At 65.9% G+C, this 18,195-nt stretch carries 14 protein-coding genes; 2 read left to right on the top strand and 12 right to left on the bottom strand.

What is annotated here, in order from left to right; all coding sequences use genetic code 11:
* Positions 1 to 276: 276 nt before the first annotated feature.
* The 9 genes from B0293_RS18310 to B0293_RS18270 all read right to left on the bottom strand — a co-directional run bounded on the left by B0293_RS18310 (position 277) and on the right by B0293_RS18270 (position 11,860).
* Positions 277 to 1,425: a hypothetical protein gene (locus B0293_RS18310; RefSeq protein WP_143254592.1), complete on the bottom strand. Its 1,149-nt coding sequence runs from the start codon at positions 1,423 to 1,425 to the stop codon at positions 277 to 279.
* The gene (locus B0293_RS18305; protein WP_005154372.1) at positions 1,422 to 3,719 is read right to left on the bottom strand and encodes a hypothetical protein; all 2,298 of its coding nucleotides are present in this window, start codon (positions 3,717 to 3,719) and stop codon (positions 1,422 to 1,424) included. Before B0293_RS18305 ends, B0293_RS18310 begins: the two co-directional genes overlap by 4 nt.
* Before the next feature lie 8 nt (positions 3,720 to 3,727).
* On the bottom strand, positions 3,728 to 6,529 hold the full coding sequence (locus B0293_RS18300; protein ID WP_143254591.1) for a DUF6346 domain-containing protein: 2,802 nt from the start codon (positions 6,527 to 6,529) through the stop codon (positions 3,728 to 3,730).
* A 5-nt stretch (positions 6,530 to 6,534) separates the two neighbouring features.
* The gene (locus tag B0293_RS18295; RefSeq protein ID WP_005154375.1) at positions 6,535 to 6,978 is read right to left on the bottom strand and encodes a hypothetical protein; all 444 of its coding nucleotides are present in this window, start codon (positions 6,976 to 6,978) and stop codon (positions 6,535 to 6,537) included.
* 114 nt (positions 6,979 to 7,092) lie between these two features.
* On the bottom strand, positions 7,093 to 8,691 hold the full coding sequence (locus B0293_RS18290) for a DUF6346 domain-containing protein (protein WP_005154376.1): 1,599 nt from the start codon (positions 8,689 to 8,691) through the stop codon (positions 7,093 to 7,095).
* 6 nt (positions 8,692 to 8,697) lie between these two features.
* Entirely contained in the window at positions 8,698 to 9,813 is a 1,116-nt protein-coding gene (locus B0293_RS18285) for a DUF6346 domain-containing protein (RefSeq protein ID WP_005154381.1), read from the bottom strand.
* Positions 9,814 to 9,849: 36 nt separating this feature from the next.
* The gene (locus tag B0293_RS18280; RefSeq protein WP_005154383.1) at positions 9,850 to 10,950 is read right to left on the bottom strand and encodes a WXG100 family type VII secretion target; all 1,101 of its coding nucleotides are present in this window, start codon (positions 10,948 to 10,950) and stop codon (positions 9,850 to 9,852) included.
* A complete protein-coding gene (locus B0293_RS18275) occupies positions 10,943 to 11,284 on the bottom strand; it encodes a hypothetical protein (RefSeq protein WP_005154385.1) in 342 nt (113 codons plus the stop codon). Before B0293_RS18275 ends, B0293_RS18280 begins: the two co-directional genes overlap by 8 nt.
* A gap of 27 nt (positions 11,285 to 11,311) precedes the next feature.
* A complete protein-coding gene (locus B0293_RS18270; RefSeq protein WP_005154387.1) occupies positions 11,312 to 11,860 on the bottom strand; it encodes a YbaB/EbfC family nucleoid-associated protein in 549 nt (182 codons plus the stop codon).
* A gap of 190 nt (positions 11,861 to 12,050) precedes the next feature.
* Between B0293_RS18270 and B0293_RS18265 the strand changes: the two genes are divergently transcribed.
* Both B0293_RS18265 and B0293_RS18260 read left to right on the top strand, forming a co-directional pair.
* The gene (locus tag B0293_RS18265) at positions 12,051 to 12,443 is read left to right on the top strand and encodes a hypothetical protein (RefSeq protein ID WP_052014363.1); all 393 of its coding nucleotides are present in this window, start codon (positions 12,051 to 12,053) and stop codon (positions 12,441 to 12,443) included.
* Positions 12,444 to 12,460: 17 nt separating this feature from the next.
* A complete protein-coding gene (locus B0293_RS18260) occupies positions 12,461 to 13,180 on the top strand; it encodes a TetR/AcrR family transcriptional regulator (RefSeq protein WP_005154393.1) in 720 nt (239 codons plus the stop codon).
* Here the strand turns inward: B0293_RS18260 and B0293_RS18255 are convergent.
* The 3 genes from B0293_RS18255 to B0293_RS18245 all read right to left on the bottom strand — a co-directional run bounded on the left by B0293_RS18255 (position 13,177) and on the right by B0293_RS18245 (position 18,169).
* Positions 13,177 to 13,914 (bottom strand): 3-oxoacyl-ACP reductase family protein, encoded by a 738-nt coding sequence (locus B0293_RS18255; protein ID WP_005154405.1) that lies wholly within the window; start codon positions 13,912 to 13,914, stop codon positions 13,177 to 13,179. The two genes, B0293_RS18260 and B0293_RS18255, sit on opposite strands and share 4 nt — an antisense overlap.
* 89 nt (positions 13,915 to 14,003) lie before the next feature.
* Positions 14,004 to 16,850, bottom strand: a complete 2,847-nt coding sequence (leuS, locus tag B0293_RS18250; protein ID WP_005154411.1) for a leucine--tRNA ligase — start codon at positions 16,848 to 16,850, stop codon at positions 14,004 to 14,006.
* Positions 16,851 to 17,020: 170 nt separating this feature from the next.
* Positions 17,021 to 18,169, bottom strand: coding sequence for an esterase-like activity of phytase family protein (locus B0293_RS18245; RefSeq protein WP_039916600.1), 1,149 nt, complete (start codon positions 18,167 to 18,169; stop codon positions 17,021 to 17,023).
* Positions 18,170 to 18,195: the final 26 nt, after the last annotated feature.

Raw genomic sequence — 18,195 nt, 5'->3', positions numbered from 1 at the left:
TTCTCCGGGCAAAGATGTGAAGAACTTTGTAACTTTCTCGGCGCGTAATGCGACAATCAGGCGAGCAGCGGAACGCCGTCACTCTTTCGGGGGATAACCTTCCCCCGGGCGTCACTTCGGCGATCACGCCCGCTCTTGAGATGCGTTGCCGCGGTTGAGCGGTGACGTTGCCCCGGTCCCGATCTGAGTTCGGGAGCAGGGCATCGGGTCGCCGGCGTCGATCACGTAGCCCCCCGAGTGATCGGCGCCGGCGGCGCCCCGTTTCGACGGGGCGCCTCAGCCCGCTACGGCCGTTTCCCGGAACTCCACGCCTCGCGCTATCCGCATGGCAGTCTCGAATTCACGCCGGGCGTTGGCCGTGAACGGCTCCGCCAACCGGTACCAACCACCCTTGAGGACTTCGGACTCATCGTCGTACCGGTCACGTCTGATCAGGCTCGCCAGGTTCGGATGACGGATCCGGAATGCCTCCGAGGCGGGAAGAAACTCCAAATACCTGCGCTGGTCGTCGATACCCCACCGCACCGCATCGATCTCATGCCACCACACACCTACGACAGAGCCATAGGTTCGCAAGAAGAACCCGCGCGGTCCGAGTTCGAGTACCGCCTTCCGTTCCTTCTTGTGCGTCTCGCTCTCGAGCCCATCGACCACCAACGTCACCACGAACAGAGCGAAGAGGATCACGAACGCGCCAACCCGCACGACAGTGAGATCGGTGGAAGCTGCGACCACGAGACAGCACACCTCGATCATCAACGAGCAGAGGTTGAACGCCTTCAACTTCCCCTTGTCCCAGCCATTGACATGAATCTTCACCACGTCGTCCTCGACGACCAGCTCCTCGTCGCGGGCCGCGTCGACGATCGCTTCGTCAGGCCTCACGACCACGGCACTGTTGTCGTCCTCGATCTCGACTTCGACATGGCGAACGAGCACGGGCAGCAACTCCTCGGCCTCACGCGGATTGAGATCGACGTCCGAGATCTGGAGGTCACCATCCGGCTCACGGGTGAGACCTATCGACCGAGCGTCAAAATCCGGGCCAGGTCGCAGAACGAGCGTGAACTGATCGGCTTTTGGTCTGCGATGTGTGTACTCGCGGAACTTGAGACTCAGGAACGCCTTCTCGATGTCACTCCAAGGGGCGGTCCAGCTGATCAGCCCGTTGACGATCCGGGTGATACCGGCGGGCTCGATGATCAGCTCATCGGCAGGGGGCGGCGTCCGGTAGTTGCGGAACTCGATGGACCCGCAGTAGATGAACACGGCACACAGGACACCGGCGACGATGCGCACCGCGAGCTTGTAGTCCCCGAGCACCGCGAACGCCATGACGACGGTCAGCGTGCCGAAGAGAAAGACCAGCACCAGATGACCAAAGACTCCGGGCGTTCGCGAGATCACCAACCGATCGTCAGTCACTTCATGGCTCCCGGGGTGTCGAAGGCGACTTCCGTGTTCCTTTCGAGAACCGGCCAGATCTGCTTGACGTCCTCCGACGTCAGTTCGGTTTCCGCGATCAGGATGTCGCCGCTGTCCTCGCGCTTCAGTCCCAACGGCATCGCCAAGCGCTCGCGCGGGTAGTAGGCATCGACGCGGTCCGACGGGCGAAGAACCACGTGGAACGTGTCGGTGCCGGAGGTGCGACGCAGCATGACCTTCTCGATGTCGCTCCAGCGCATGGACCAGTTCCACGTCCGGGACGTCAGCGTCGTCACCGTGATCCACCGTGACTTGAGCGCCAATTCCCGGACGACCTGACTCTGGTCGCGCCGCAGCGACACGACCGCCATCCAGAACATCAGCAGGCCCAGCAAGGCGGCGACGACACGAACCGCCACGCCGGTGTCCGAGATGACCCCGAAGCCGAGAACCACCGCGGCGACAAGGGCGATGACGCCCGCGCGTCGTTGCTTGTCCGCGTCGGCGACCTTCGAGATCGACAAGCCATCTTGCGGCGCCGGGCGCGGCGTCGTGCCGTCCTTCCAGCGCAAGATGACGCGCCGCGCCACACCGACGACTCCGAGACCGCCCCTGGTGACCTCCCGCGCGGGCCGGCGCACCAGGCCGGGTCGCCGGGATTCGACCAAGGCCGCGAATCGGTCCGCTTCGGCGGCGGTCATGGTCGGCGTCAACTGGTGGCCGAACCTCGACTCCTTCCGGAGTTCGTGCCGGAGAAGGACCTCGGCCTCCACGTCCACCAGGGCGACGTGAGCGGAGAAGTGCCCACCGGCGAGGTGTTCGTCCAGGACCACTTCCTTGATTTCGTCCCAGGACAGGACCAGGGTTCGGTCTCCGCCGACAGGTTGTTCCAACCCGTCGTCCGTCACGGACACAGGCAACGACTTCGTGGTCTCGCGGTGCCGAAACGCGAGGGACCCGAGAAGGAAGAGCCCGATCGTGAAGACCACCGATCCGAGAACCATCGGCAAGCCATCGTCGATCTCGGCGTGCTCGGCGACGACGAACAGACCGCCGCCGAAGACGATCCACCCGATGCCGTTGAGACCGGAGGACAGGATCCGGGCGAAGAACTTGCCATTGTCAGGAATCCCGAACCCGACCGTCTCCGCCGCGAGCGGCTTTGGCGCAAGGATCTCGTGCCGCCGCAACGCGAATCTGGCCAGAACCGCGCGCCGACCGGTCACGGCGACCGTCAAGACTCCGGCCAAGACCGCCACGATACCGGCGACGACGAGAAACCGAAGGCCGTCGACCAGTTCATCGGCATGCCGGATCACCGTCAGCAGGGTCAGGGCGAAAACCGCGGCCACCGACCACGCGGCGAGTCCTTTGACAGATGCCGCGAGGCGAGATTCCCGGGCGACGACCGTCTGTTCCTCTTGCGGAGCGGACCCCGGAGCATCCGGGCGATCCCGCTCCGGCCAGCGCACGATGACGCCTCCATCGCGCTTCTCGAGCCCGAACCCGCCACGACGAACCCGCTGATCCCGCCATTCCACCAACCCGGGCCGAAATCGCTCGATGGCCGCTGCCGCCCGTTCGGCTTCGGCAGGATCCATCGCGGTGGTCATCAGGAATCCATGGGCGGACTCCTTCGCGAACACCGGCAGCAATTGCTGTCGTCCTCGCTCGTCCGAGATCGCGATGTGCGCGTCCACCCGGCGACCGCCCCGGTGCCGATCGAAGACGAAACCGGCGATGCTCGGCCACGCCACGGTCTTCTGCCCGTCGTCGACAGGCTGGCTCATGCCGACGGGTGTGAACGTGATCTCGATCGGCCGGGTGTAGCCGCCGTCCAACGCCCACCTGACACCGGCGGGGATGGTGGGAAAGACCGCCAGCCCGGCGACGAGAAAGGTGACGGTGGACAGGAGGGAGAACGCTTCTCCGTTGATCATCGCCAAACCAGTGGTGGCGCCGACGACGGTGAAACCCAGACCGATCAGAAAGAGCCCGATGGCGACGAGGTTCGCCATCAACCGGTTCCCGTCCTCCTTCTCAGGGATATCGAACCTGATCACGCGGGGGTTCGCGGTCGGCTTGGGGAGTTCTACGCGGCCGAAAGTGAAGGCTCGGACGATTCCTCGTTTGCCAAGGCACGTAAGCACGATGAAGCCGCTGAGGAGCAGACCGAACAACACGAGCCTGACGAAGCCGTCCGCTGGGGACCAGCCGGCTTCATACGGCTCTCGTTGGATCTGGACCAACGTCACGATCGCGATCACCGCGACCGCGAACGCCAGCCACGCCATCAATCCCCTCAACGTTGGCCTCGATACTCGCTCAGCTTGTCCGGCCGGATCATGGTCATCGCGGTCCGGATCTCGGCGAACGCGGCGTCACTGAATGCCTCCGGAATCCGGTAGCCGTTCACGACCGGCGGAAGCGGACGGCCGTCAAGGTTCGCCCCGATTTCCCATAGCCCTTTCAGCGTTCGATGACGCTTCGCGAAGTTATTGTCGATGGGGAAGAAGTCGATCATCCGCAAGGTGCGCTTGCCGTCGGTGACAGCGGTCAGCCGAAGCTCCCGAAGCTCGTCCCAGCTCACCTCGAAGGTCGCCTTATCGCGGCGGAACCAGCGAATTCCTTCGACCGACACTGTGAACGTGGTGCACCAGGCCGCCTTTTTCCATCGCGCTGGAGTGCAGAACCAAAGCAATCCGGGCGAGAGGAGTCCGATCGCCGCGATCGTCAGGGTCGCTTCGCGAAGCTCCGTTCCTCGGTCCGCGGCGAAACCCACGATCCCGGAGATGACGGCGACCACGGAGATCACCCCGCAAATGCGCCAGAACTTGGCGGACGACCAGTCGTCGGGGGTGACTGTTCTCGATGCCGCCGCGGGGAGTCCGGCAGGCGCCGTCACACCACCCAGCGGGCGAACTGACGAGAGAGAAAGCGAGGTGGTCGCGGGTGCTTCGGTGACAGGTTTCCGGAAACGCTTGTTCCGTCGCCAGTGGGCGAACAGCCCCAGCCCCACGACCCCGCCGACCGCAGGCGCGATGCTCCACCACGGAACATCGCTCTTGAAATCCCGCGCGTAGTACCTGCCGACCTCTTTGACTCGGACCGGTTTACCTATGTCGGCCGGTGTCAACTCGTCCGGGAACGACCGTGCCGCCACCGCTTTTTCACTGTACCGGGATGAATACGGGCGAACCTCGATGTCGCAAACCCAGTAGTAGCCGATCCCGGCGATGCTCAGCGGCCCTACCTCCTCGCAAGTCTTCGCCGTCGCCATATCGGCCAGCCCGCCCGTTCCCTCCTCACCGTCGGACACGATCCCGCGGCCGATCAGGGTCCAGCAGATCAGCGCGTAGAGGAGCACGCCGATGGCGACGCCGGCCACCTTCCAAGGAGATCTGCGCGTGACCGTGGGAACTGCTTCGTACCCAGTCGCCGGAAGACCGTCACTCACCGGATCGTGCTCCCAACGTTTCAGCCAGCCGTGACGCGGCGGCAGCCGTGACGCGGCGGCAGCCGTGATCTTCTCCGCGAGAACCGACTGGACACTGTCGTGGCGCACCGAAACCCGTACGTACCTTCTTCCGTGCTCCGGCGGAAGCTGATCGAACCGGATCTGTCGGAGCCGCGTGAGCGGCACATCGACCGGCGGTATCTCGCGCGGCACGACGTGCCTTGCGGGCCTGTCCCGCTCGAACCAGGTCAACGAGTCCTCGTCGACCTCGAAGAAGCCAGGAGTTCCGCGGAATCGCGTCTTGTGGAGCACGACTCCCCAAGTGACGGTGACGAGTACCACGACCGGCGACAACCACAAAGGCACGGAATCCGCGAACTGCCGGAGAGCGAACAGCAGGACGATCAAGGCATAGAGTCCGACGAAGCCGAGGATTCGCACCCCTGGCATGCGGCTCGCGCGAACCCTGACCAGGTCGTCCATCGACGTGGCACCGTCGTCTGCCCTGTCCGCGTCCTTCCAGCGCACCAGGCGTGGCCCGGAATCCTTGCCCGGCCCGAAACCACTGCGCGTGAGTTCGCGTGAACGCCAATGCACCAAACCAGGGCGGAAGCCGTCGATGGCTTCTGCCGCCGACTCCGCCTGGTCCAATGCGATTTCGGGAGTCAGAAGGACTCCGTGCTTCGAGGGACGCCTGTACTCCTCACGAAGCTTCGCCCTCGACGTTTCGTCGACCAAGGTCATGTGGGCGCTGATCCGGCCGGGTCTGCCGCGTTCGTCGAAGACGACGGAGCGAAGGTCTTCCCACGGCAACAACAACGCTTCCGACGAATCGTCCTCTTGCCTGATTCCCTCTTCGGTGAGCTCGATCGTCCGGGTATCACCGGGTTTCTCCGGCGCGAAGGCCCACCATGCCGCAGCGGCCGACAACGCCACTCCGAGCAGGATGATCGACGCCGCCGCGGCGATTCCCCAGAGATCCCCGCTCAGCCGACCGTGGAGATAGATCATCCACACGCCGATCACCATCGAGAACAGGCCGCCGAAGCCGAGCACCGTGACACCGGTCGGCGACCGCCGCTTCGGCTTCGCGGGCGCCTTGAGCCGGATCGCGACCCGGTGCTCGTCTCGCGGTGTGACAACGTTCTCCGGATCCTCCCGTCGCCGAAGCCGGGTGAACAGCCACAAGACGGATGCCAGTAATGGGACCAGGGCGGCCAGCACGGCGAAGAAGTCGACCGCCAGAACCACGAGGCCCGCCACATGCAGCAGCCGATAGGGATGTGCGACGTCGCGCTGCCAATGATCACCGCTTCGGTGGACACCGACGACATCCGTCCCGTCGGCCGGTGTCAGTTCGTCGGGATCGAACCTGACGGTGCCGAGTGAGTGGCCGTGCAAGGTGACCTCGGCATCACACTCCCAGAAGTAGCCGAGACCTTCGGAGGAGACCGGGCCGCGGCGATCGCAGGCCTTGATCACGGCCGAGGCGTCGCCGACCACGGTCTGTCCGGTGTTGACCTCCGGTGTCCCCGCCAGGCGGAACATCGTCAGGCAGACGAAGAAAAGAAACGGCCCGATCACCAGCGCGACCGTCACCGCCGCGGCAAGCACCCCCGCACCGGCCGCCTTACCCTTGCCCTGCATGCTCGTCACCGCCGTTTACCCGGGCGGAATCGGTCCACGAGGCCGAACAGGCCGAAGCCCCGGCGCCGGACCTCGCGCCGTGGCCAGCGGGTGAGGCCAGGGCGATATTGCTCGATCAGGTGTGAAAACTTCGCCGCCGCCGGCCGGCGCATCCCCGGGGACAGCTCATACCCGAGGCTTGTTCCCACCGCACGAAAGTAGGTCCGGATCCAGGTGTGAAGCCCATCGCGCTTCGACGGAACCGGCACGAGCAGGACCGAAACGTCATCGCGTAGTCGCACTGTCCGGGGCTTGTCGAAGGTGATCCGCTCCAGCGTCGACCAGGCCAGCAGGATTCCCGGGCCCTCGCTGGTCGCCACCCTCAGTCCCTCGGGCTCCACGAAGAAGGTCGCTTCCTTCAGCGCCTCTCTTCTCCTCATGCGGGAGAACACGATCGTCGTGCCGACCAAGAAGCCGCCGCGAGCCGGTGGATCGTGAGTGCCGGGAGCGCCGCCAGCCCCAAAGCCAGGATGAGCACGGCCAGTGAGGCGGACAACCCCTTGATGTAGGAACTCAAAATCGCCTCACGAATGGTTCTCCAGCGACGCAGTCGTCGCAGGTCGCGGCTGGACAAGATCCACGACGCGCCTCGCGGCGGCCGCGCCCACCCGCTCTACCAGCACGTACTCGTCCTCGTCACTCGGCACGACATGAAGGCTGTAGTACCACCGGCCGTTGCCGGGCGGAGCCGGCTTCACCACGACGTTGTCGATGTCCGCGTAGAGGACCTTCACCTCGCGGTGATCCCTTTCCCTCCAGCTCAAGGAGTCTTTCCGGAGCACGAAGATCCCGCGGCGTCCTCGGTACAGGGACGCGGCGAGGTAGACGAGCACGACAGCGGTGATGACGAATCGATCCATCGCCACCTGGCCGGACGCCGCTGTCACCAAGGACCAGGTAAGCAGAGTCGCCCCCAGCAGCATCACCGTCATCCGGACGAGCGAGGGCCGACTCGCCGAGATCCGCTTCTCCGTCGAAACCCCCGAAGAGGCGTCCTTCAGCCTGACGACGGTGCTCTTGGCCGGCCGAATCAAGCCGAGCCCGCCCCGGGCCACTTCCCTCGTGGGCCAGCGCGTCAAACCCGGCTTGAAGTTCTCGACCACAGCCGACAAGTGTTCGGCTTCTCGAAGCCGCAGAAAAGGGGTGAGGAGATATCCGTGGTCGGAACGAACGCAGAAGGCAGCTGCCAGGTCTTCGTCCTTCTTTTCGCCCACGATCGTGAGATGGACCTCGACCAGGTCGCCAGGCCGTTCGACGAAGACGAAGCGCTTGATCCTCGACCAGTGGATCCGGCGTGGCGAACCGTCACGCGCGGTCTGCTCGAACCCTCGCGAGGTCAACCGCGCGGGTACCAGCGATGCTCCTGACGTGACGCGAAGTCGGCGCCGAGCCGAGGGAATCACCGCGAGCAAGCCGACACCTGGTAGCAAGAAAGGAAGCGTGACCAGGTAGGTCGCGATGTCATCGGGCCTCAGCCGTGCCGTCGCTACGATCATGGTTCCGGCCACCACCAGGAACCCGATCCCCGTCGCGGCGAAGAAGACGAAAGCCGCGATGGATCCGGTTCGATCTCCTCCGTCGGGTACCGGCAGTTTCAGATCGACCGGCAAGTCCAGCGATTCCGGTTCGGCCGGAGCTCGTGCCGCTCCGGCATCGCGCCGCACGGTCGGCACCAGCCACTTGAGGATGCCCTCGGGGCCGACGCCGTATCCGATGAAACCCAGGCCTCCGACGGCGACCAGGCCGATCACCGCGAGGAAGTCGTAGGGGTGTGGGACATTCCGTTGCCAGTCATGGGCGTCGTAGTCGACGAATACTTGCTGTCCCAGGTCAGCCGGTGTCAGCTCATCGGGTCCGAACTCGACCTCGACCGGTGCTCGATCCGGACCTGTCCGCACCTCGGCGGCACACTTCCAGTAATAGCCCGCGCCCCGAGCCGAAAGCGGACCGAACTCGGCACACTCGACCACAGTCGCGGTGCCGTCCGCCCCGGTGAGATCGGAGCCGGAAACGGTCTCCGGCAGACCGGCGATCCGGAGGAACGTGAGCACACCGAGGACGAACAAGGCCAATAGAGTCCACGCCGCGACACAGGTGATCACGGACTTCACGACCGATTTCATGACTTCCTAACGCCGACCGGTTCGGCGGAACCGGTCGACCAGGCCGAACAACCCGAAGCCCCAGCGCCGGACCTCACGCCGAGGCCACCGGGTGAGTCCAGGAGACTGCCGCTCGATCAGCTTCGAAAACTTGGTAGCCGCCGGCAACTGCGCTCCCGGCGACAGCTCGTACCCATACGTCGCCCGCACCCCGCGAAAGTAACCGCGGATCCAGGCATGGAGGCCGTCACCTTCCCGAGGGGAGGGAACGAGCTGCACCGAAGCGGTCTTCCGGATCCCCAAGGTGTGAGTCGGCTCGAAGACGACGCGCTCAAGCAGCGACCAGCGCAGCAAAGTTCCTCGTCCGTCGCTGAGCTGCACTCTCAGCCCCTCGGGCTCCACGAAGAAAGTGGCCACGTCCGGCACGGTCTTCTCTCGCAGGCCGTAGATCGTGATGACGACACCGAGCAAGAAGAAGACACCGCTGACCAGGTAAGCCGGATCCCAGAAGGCGGTGATCCGCAATTCGAAGACCAACCAGCCGATGAAGCCGGCGAACACCACCAGGCTCAGTCCCAAACCCGTGGTCAGTTTCCCGCTGTCCCGGTTGCTTTTGAGTTCCTCGTGATGCCGGACCGGCATGGTGACCGCGTTCGCCACGAATTCCGCCTTGGCTGTTTCGTCCGGCTCCTCTTCTTTCAAGACCTGATGCGTGGCGAGATGCATTGCCACGGCACACAACGCGAAGATCGCCAGGTAGATGCCGATCACATAGTCAAGGGACCAGTACGGGTGACTGATGTTTCGCAGCCACTCACCTTCGTCGTTCTCGACCGCGACGGGCTTTCCGGCGTCGTCGGGTGTCAGTTCACCCAGGAACTGGACACCGGCCAGCGTTCCGGCCGGCGTGGTGACGTCGGCCGTACAGGCCCAGTAATAGCCGACTCCTCCTGGACCGATCGGCCCACGGACATCGCATCCGGTGACCGAGGCGGTCCCGTCCTTGCCTTCGTCGGACCAGCTGGTCAGGCTCTCAGGTGCCGCCGCGAGCCGGTGGATCGTCAGCGCCGCGATTCCGAGAAGGCCGACGACCGCCGTGAGCGAGGCGATCCACAAGGCCATTCCCTTGGCGTAGGAACTCAAGACGGCCTCACGCGTGGTCCTGTTGCGAAGTCGTCCTCATAGCGAGCCCGAGATCCTTTGACCACCTCGCTGCTCGAAGATTGGATCTTCCCCTTGACGAACCCCGGATGACGCAGGAGCAGCGCCCTGACCGACGACCTCGGATTTCTTCGGGTCGATCGTGGTCTTCTCGCGATCTTCCTCTTCATCGTTCGCGCTCTCGCTGTTTTCAGTCGACGCGCCATAGTCCAGTACGCCCTTGGTCACTTCTTTGACAGCGGCCTTGCCCAATCCGCCCAGCGTGTCCAGGCCGGCGTGCATCGCGACGCCGCCGACGTGGCTGACGACGTCGGCCACGTACTTGCCGCCGTCTTTGGCCCACTTCTTCGCCAGGTCGAGAAGAGCCAAGCCCACCGCCTCGAGAAGTTCTTTCGCCCGTAGAAAGCACCTCTGGAGTTTTGAGACATGAGTCAGCGACTTCTCTGACTGCCCGATGGCGAAGGGGATGCCCTCCGCGGCCAGCGCTGCCGGATATGCGGGCGGCGGGTACCGCATGAGAATAAAGACGATCTTCGCCAGGGTGTCGGTGATGAGATCCCGGATCAGGGTCCTCACGACATCGAGGATGACCTTGCAGACCTCGACGACGGCACCGGCATCGCGTGCGGCGTCGGACAGCGCCCTGTACGAATGCAGCTGTTCCTGGACGTATTCGAGATAACGGTCGGCAACCGCTCCCGTCCAGTCACCGGTGTTCTTCTTGACCTCGGCCGTGAGCTGCTCGGCCGTTTCCTGAACCTTCTTGCTGATCGTGGTCCATTTCTGGACCTCGAGATCGAGGGCGTCCTGATTTCCGGTGAGCCAGTCGAGAGGTTCCTTGAGAAAGTCGACGTGCTCGATGACCCAACCGAAACCCCAGCTCATCAGCGTCTCAAGGGGATTCCCGCCGCTCGCGATCATCGAGGCCGTGTCGAACCCGGCGCTGCCCAGGCTGAGGAGACCTTCCGTCCAGTCACCTTGGGTCAGCTTCTCGATGCCGCCGTAGTAATCCTGGATCGCACCCGCGCCTTCGAGCGCGCTGTCGACTGGCCTCTTCTCGGAGTCGGTTTCCTTCTTCGCCTCGTCCAGGACCTTGTTGCCGCCCCCACCGTCAGCCATGCTTCACCTGCCCCGCACGGTTGATCAGCTCGGTCGCCGACTCCTCGTCGACCCGACGGGCCTGAGCCCACTTCCGCACTGTCGAAACGTGGTGCTCACCTGCGTCGACAGCACTTTTTAGCGCTTCCGCGGCCTTGTCGGCGGTACTGCTGCACCAAACGTCCAGAGCCACGAGCTGCCCGATCAATCCGAAGTCACCGGCCTGGATCCGGCTCTGCTGGTCTGCGGCCAGCGCCGTCTGAATGGTTTCCAGCGTTGTCGCGACCTGCTTGGCGTGTTCGTCGATCTGCACCGGATCGACGTTGAAGCCCTGATCGCCTTGTGGCTGCACCATGATTTCCCCTCCCTCGAGTACCCACGCTCAGCGCAGGAAGTCGCCGCCGGTGAAGTAGTCGTCCTCGTGGTCGGCCTGCTGCCTGCGCGCGGCACGCGGCGGCGCGGGCGGGGCCTGAGGAGCGGGCGGCTTCGGAGCGGGCGGAGGCGGCGGAGCGTCGAGTTCGTCTTCGCTGACGAAGCGGTCGTCCTCGTCCACCTCCTGGTGGCCGCCTTCGACGTAGCCCGTCGGTTCCGGCTCCGGGTACTCGTTGTGCAGCTGGCTGACCAGCTCGTTCATGGTCTCGGTGCCCGCGATGGACGGGACGCCGGCCTGCATCGCACCAGCCAGTTTGCTCTGGGCGGTCTGGACGACGCGGAGGATCTCCTGCGCGAGCGCGGGGTTTTCCCGCACGGAAGGGCCGATCTCCAGACCCACCAGGTTCCCCGCGTGGTTGACCTTGACCGAGATCTGGCCGTCCTTGCTGCGTTCGGACACCGAGACGCCCTCGATCTCGGTGCGCATCTGATTCGCCTTCCGCTGGGCGTCGGCCAGCTTGGCCTCGAAATCAGCGAAAAGCCGCTCAGGGTTCGACACGCGAACCTCCCCTGTTCACGTCGTAGCCGTTCGGCGACCGAGTGTGGCATACGCGTCTGACATCGGGGAACGTTTCGCGCGCATCCACACCCCGGTCGTGTGGATCACCACAGCGACCTCCGGTTTTCCTCACCCGATGCGGCGGCTTTCCCGGTGTTCGCGCTGGTCAGCGGCCCATATCGTGCTGAGCATGACGATTTCGGACTGGAAACGCGCGATCTACGCGCTTCTCGCACTCCCGGGGTATCTCGGGGGCGCGAAGGTCCAGCGCGGGCTCGCCCGGCGGTGGCTTGGCCACGAGGGCGGCGGACGGCCGCGATCAGTGGCGGCGTTCGGGCCGAGCGCGGTCGCGTTCCTGCTCGCGCTGCTGCTCTTCTATCTCGTCGGGCGCATCGCGACCTACGGCCTCTTCTGGTCCGGCAGCGATCCCGAAGGCACGTGGGGCGGACCGACGCTGGCGGGCGCGTGGGTGGTGCACTTCTTCGTCGCGGTGGGGATGGCCGTACCGATTTTCCTGGCGCTCCGGGCACTCACGGGGCTCCAGGCTCGCCTGCTGGGCGGTTCCCCGGTAAGGGCGCACTGACCACCTAGAATGCCTGGATGAACAACACCGGCCGCAGGGGTCGCGAGCGGGCCGCGACCGATCAGGACATCCGGCGGACGGCGCGGGCGCTCCTGGTCGAGCAGGGGCCGGAGGCCGTGACCCTGCGGGCGATCGCGCGCGAGCTCGGCATCACGGCGCCGGCGTTGTACCGCTACTACGGCTCACGCGACGATCTGGTCGAGCACCTTCGCGCGGACGTCGTCGCGGATCTCGCGGCCGGGCTGGCCGAGGACATCGCGCAGCTGCCGGACGAGGGCGCGCTGCAGCTTTTCGCCATCTGCAAGGGATTCCGGCGCTGGGCGTTGACCCACACCAAGGAGTTCACGCTGGTCTTCGCCTCGCCCGCGGGCGACGACACGTTGAGCAGGCTGGGCGAGCCGTTCGGGCGGATCTTCCTCGCGGCGGCGGGCCGGGTGCTCGCGATGCACGATCTGGTGACGCCGTCGAACGACGTGGTGCCCGCCGAGCTGCGCGACGATCTCACGTCGTTCCAAGGGGAACTGCTGGCCGTACTCGGAGAATCCGGCGAGACGTTCCCGCTCGAGAAGCTCGACCTCGGCGTGACGTACCTGATGATCCAGTTCTGGGCCCGGCTCTACGGGCACGTCACGCTCGAGGTCTTCGGCAACTATCCGATCCCGTTCTCGAAACCGGACGTCCTCTTCGACGCGATGCTGGCGGATCTCGCGAGCGAGATCGGCCTGTCGATCGACTAGGCCGCGTGGCCGCCGTCGACCGAAACGGTCGTCGCGGTGACGTAGGCGCTTTCCGGCCGTGCCAGGAACGACACGGTGGCGGCGACCTCCGACGGCGAGCCGTAGCGGTCGGACACCGTCAGGCTGCGCTGGTCGGCGGCGTACGGGCCGTCGGCCGGGTTCATGTCGGTGTCGGTCGGGCCGGGGTGGACGATGTTCACGGTGATCCCGCGCGGGCCGAGTTCCCTGGCGAGGCCCTTGGTCAGGCCCAGCAGCGCGGTCTTGCTCACCGCGTACAGCGACATCCCGGGGCCTGGCACGCGGTCCGAAACGCAGCTGCCGATGCTGATCACGCGCCCGCCTTCGCCGAGGTGCCGGGCCGCGGCTTGCGTGGCCACGTAGACACCGCGGACGTTGACCGCGAGCACGCGGTCGATGTCCTCCAGGCTCGTCTGGTCGAGCGGGCCGACGAAGCCGACGCCCGCGTTGTTGACCAGCACGTCGAGCCTGCCGAACTCGGCGACCGTCGTTTCGACCGCGGACACCAGAGCGGCGGCGTCGGCGCTGTCGGCCTGGACCGCCAGCGCGCGGCGGCCGAGCGCCTTGATCTTGTCCACGACACCGGCCGCGAGTTCTGCGTTGTTCTGGTAGGTGAGGGCGATGTCAGCGCCGTCCTCGGCGAGCCGGATCGCCGTGGCGGCACCGATCCCGCGGCTGCCGCCGGTCACCAAAGCCACCTTGCCGTCGAGGGTCATGCGGTGTTCTCCGTTCGATTTCGTTGTCCTTGAACAACTCCATCGAATCGCCTCATGACCCTCGACGCTGGCGCCTTTCGGCCACCTAGCTACAGCACGATGTTGACCAGTCGCCCCGGCACGACGATCACCTTGCGCGGGGTGCCGTCGCCGACCAGGGCGGCGACCTTCTCGTCGGCCAGCGCGGCCGCCTGCACGGCGTCCTTGCCCGCGTCGGCGGGCACGGTGATCCGGGAGCGCACCTTGCCGTTGACCTGGATCGGGTACTCCACGGAGTCCTCGACCAGGTACTTCTCGTCGACGACCGGGAACGGCCCGTGCACCAGGGAATCCGCGTGGCCCAGGCGCTTCCACAGCTCCTCGGTCAGGTGCGGGGCCAGCGGCGCCAGCATCAGCACCAGCGGCTCCACCAGTTCCCGCGGCGTGGCGTCGGCCGCGCCGTAGGCCTTGGTGACGTGGTTGTTCAGCTCGATCAGCTTCGCGCCGGCCGTGTTGAACCGCAGTTCCGCGTAATCCTCGCGGACACCGGCGATCGCCTTGTGCAGCTGCTTGCGATCCGCGTCCGTGGCGTCCACAGTGGACACTCGCAGCTCGCCGGTCTCCTCGTCGACGACCAGGCGCCACAGCCGCTGCAGGAACCGCTGCGCGCCGACGACGTCCTTCGTCGCCCACGGCCGCGAAACGTCCAGCGGGCCCATCGACATCTCGTAGAAGCGGAAGGTGTCCGCGCCGTAATCGGCGGCCATCTGGTCAGGGGTCACGACATTCTTCAGGCTCTTGCCCATCTTGCCGTATTCCTGCTTGACCTCTTCTTCGCCGAAGAAGAACTTGCCGTCACGTTCCTCGACCTGGTCGGCCTGGACGTAGACGCCGCGGGAATCGGTGTAGGCGTAGGCCTGGACGTACCCCTGGTTGAACAGCTTCCGGTACGGCTCCTTGGACGACACGTGGCCCAGGTCGAACAGCACCTTGTGCCAGAACCGCGAGTACAGCAGGTGCAGCACCGCGTGCTCGACACCGCCGACGTACAGATCCGTGCCACCCGGGTCGTCGACGCCGTGCTCGGCCGGACGCGGGCCGACCCAGTACTCCTCGTTCTCCGGCGCGACGAACACGTCCGGGTTGGTGGGGTCCAGATACCGCAGCTGGTACCAGCAGGAACCCGCCCAGTTCGGCATCGTGTTGATGTCGCGGCGGTAGGTCTTCTTGCCCTGCCCCAGATCCAGCTCTACCTCGACCCAGTCGGTGGCGCGCGCCAGCGGCGAGGACGGGGTGCTGTCCTTGTCCTCCGGGTCGAAGGTCACCGGCGAGTAGTCGGCGACCTCGGGCAGCTCGATCGGCAGCATGCTGTCCGGCAGCGCGTGGACCTGACCGTCCTCGTCGTAGACCACCGGGAACGGCTCGCCCCAGTAGCGCTGGCGCGAGAACAGCCAGTCGCGCAGCTTGTACTGGACGGTGCCGCGACCGTGGTCGTGCTCCTCCAGCCAGCCGATCATCGTCTTCTTGGCCTCGTCGACGGCCATGCCGTCCAAGAAGCCCGAGTTGATCGCGGGGCCGTCGCCGGTGAACGCCTTGCCGTCGAAGCCTTCCGTCGGCTGCACCGTGCGGATGATCTCCAGGCCGAACTTCTCGGCGAACTCCCAGTCGCGGGTGTCCTGGCCGGGGACGGCCATGATCGCGCCGGTGCCGTAGCCCATCAGGACGTAGTCGGCGACGAAGATCGGGACTTCCTTGCCGTCGGCGGGATTCACCGCGTAGGAGCCGGTGAAGACGCCGGTCTTCTCCTTGTTCTCCTGACGGTCCAATTCGGACTTCCGCGAGGCGGCGGCACGATACTCGGCGATGGCTTCGGCGGGGGTCGCCGCGTCGCCGGTCCACCGGGCGTCGACGCCTTCCGGCCAGGTGGCGGCGGTCAGCTCGTCGACCAGCGGGTGCTCGGGCGCGACCACCAGGTAGGTGGCGCCGAACAGCGTGTCCGGGCGAGTCGTGAAGACCTCGATCTTCTTGTCGCCGGAATCGAACGACACCCGCGCGCCGTGCGAGCGGCCGATCCAGTTGCGCTGCATGGACTTGACCTTCTCCGGCCAGTCCAGCAGGTCCAGGTCGTCGACCAGGCGGTCGGCGTAGGAGGTGATGCGCATCATCCACTGACGCAGGTTGCGCCGGAACACCGGGAAGTTCCCGCGTTCACTGCGGCCGTCGGAGGTGACCTCTTCGTTCGACAGCACCGTGCCCAGCCCGGGGCACCAGTTCACCGGCGCCTCGGAGATGTAGACCAGCCGGTGCGAGTCGATGATCTCCAGCTGCTCGGCGCGGGTCAGCTCGCACCAGTTGCGGCCGTCGGGCGTACGGCGCTTGTCCTGCGCGTACTCGGTCTCCAGCTCGACGATCGGGCGCGCCTTGCCCGCCTTCTCGTCGTACCAGGAGTTGAAGATCTGCAGGAAGATCCACTGGGTCCACTTGTAGTAGTCCGGGTCGATCGTCGAAATCCGGCGACGCTCGTCGTGCCCCAGGCCCAGGCGCCGGATCTGGCGCAGATAGGTCTCCATGTTCTCTTCGGTCGTCTTGCGGGGGTGCTGCCCCGTCTGGACCGCGTACTGCTCGGCGGGCAGGCCGAAGGCGTCGAAGCCCATCGTGTGCAGCACGTTCCGGCCGATCATGCGGTGGTACCGCGCGAAGACGTCGGTCGCGATGAAGCCCAGCGGATGCCCGACGTGCAGACCGGCGCCCGACGGGTACGGGAACATGTCCTGGACGAACAGCTTGTCCGAGGGGACCTCGCCGCTCTCGTCCGCGAGCGGACCGACCGGGTTCGGCGCGTGGTAGGTGCCGTGGTCGGACCAGTAGTCCTGCCAGTGCTGCTCGATCCGGCCCGCCAGCTCCGCGGTGTAACGGTGCTGAGGGGCCGAGTCGGCGCCTTCGCTCGCCTGGTTCATCGCCGAAATCCTCCGTGCTCATCCACGTCAAGCCACTCCAGAAACAACTCGACCCCTCAGCCCGGAGGGCATGAGGGGTCGCCGCGCTGGTCCCGGCCGATCTGCCGAGTTCAGCGCGGCAGGCTAAGGAGCAGCCGAGCCGTGTTCATGAGTCCAGTTTAACGCCCTGGTCAAAGCCGTTCCGCGGGGACCGCCAGTGCGATGAACTGGGTCACCTGGGTCGCGGAGAAGTTGTTGTCGCTGACCAGGACCAGGCTGCGCTCGCCGTTGGGCAGGCGAGGGCCCCAGGTCATGCCCTCGACGTTGTCCACAGTGGACAGCTTGAAGTCCGAGAGGTCCGCGAGCAGGCGCTTCTTGACCGGTTTGACCTTGGCGTCGCCGAGCGAAGGGACCTTCGCGACGTTCGTGGCGCCCTTGGTGTCGATCGCGTAGATGCGGATCTTGTTGCCGACGCCGGTGACGAACGAACGCTCCATCACCAGGTAGCGCGTCGGATCGGCCTGGTCGACGGCCAGCAGCGACGAGACGCCCGTGGTCGCGAAACCGCCGGGCGGGTTCGGGGCCGCGAAGACCTTCTCCTGCGGGTACGCGTACTGCGCGAGGACCGGCCCGAACCGCGACTGCACGGTGATGCGCGAAAGGGACCCTGACGTCGTGGTCGACTCCGGACCGTCCTGCAGCAGCGGGCCCTCGACCGAGCTGACGACGAGCGAACCGAATCCGGCGAACGTGACGCCTTCGAGGGCGAGGTTCTGCCGCGGCCCCGTCGTCTCGGTCATCTTTTCGTTGGCGGGGATCGGCAGGTCGCGGACGTAGGAGCCGTCGCGCTCCGCCTCACGGATCGACGGGTCGATCCGCGCCGCCGCCGATCGCTCGCCCTCCTGCGACCAGACGTACTGGCCGGTCCAGGGGTCGACACGCAGCTCTTCGGGGTCGATGGTCTGCATGTTCGGCGGCCGCGTGGGGTCGTTCTTCGCGAGCGGCGGGTACGGCGTGCCGTCGGGACGCAGGAGCGGCTTCGTGCCGGTGAAGGTGACCGGGCCGAGCCCCTTGGCGTCGAGGGTGAACTTCGCGGTGTAGAACCGCGCCGGGTTGATGGCGGACCGGTCGTCGCAGATCAGCGCGTACTCGCCGGTGCGGTGGTCGTAGTCGATACTGGACAGGCCGCCGACGATCGTGCCCTCGTAGGGCAGGAAGTTCGGGACGATCTGTTCCCCGATGAGACGAAGCGGACGGTGGCCCGCTTCGGCGGCCGGTGCCGCCATCAGGGTGAGCGGAAGGGCCCCGATCAGGGCGGCTGCTATGACTCGGCGTGACATGGCCTGTAGCACAGTCGACCAGGGTA

This window comes from Amycolatopsis azurea DSM 43854 (assembly GCF_001995215.1).
GTDB lineage: Bacteria > Actinomycetota > Actinomycetes > Mycobacteriales > Pseudonocardiaceae > Amycolatopsis > Amycolatopsis azurea.
The sequence above is the reverse complement of the archived record's forward strand: the minus strand, read 5'-3'. Positions and strand labels throughout refer to the sequence as shown.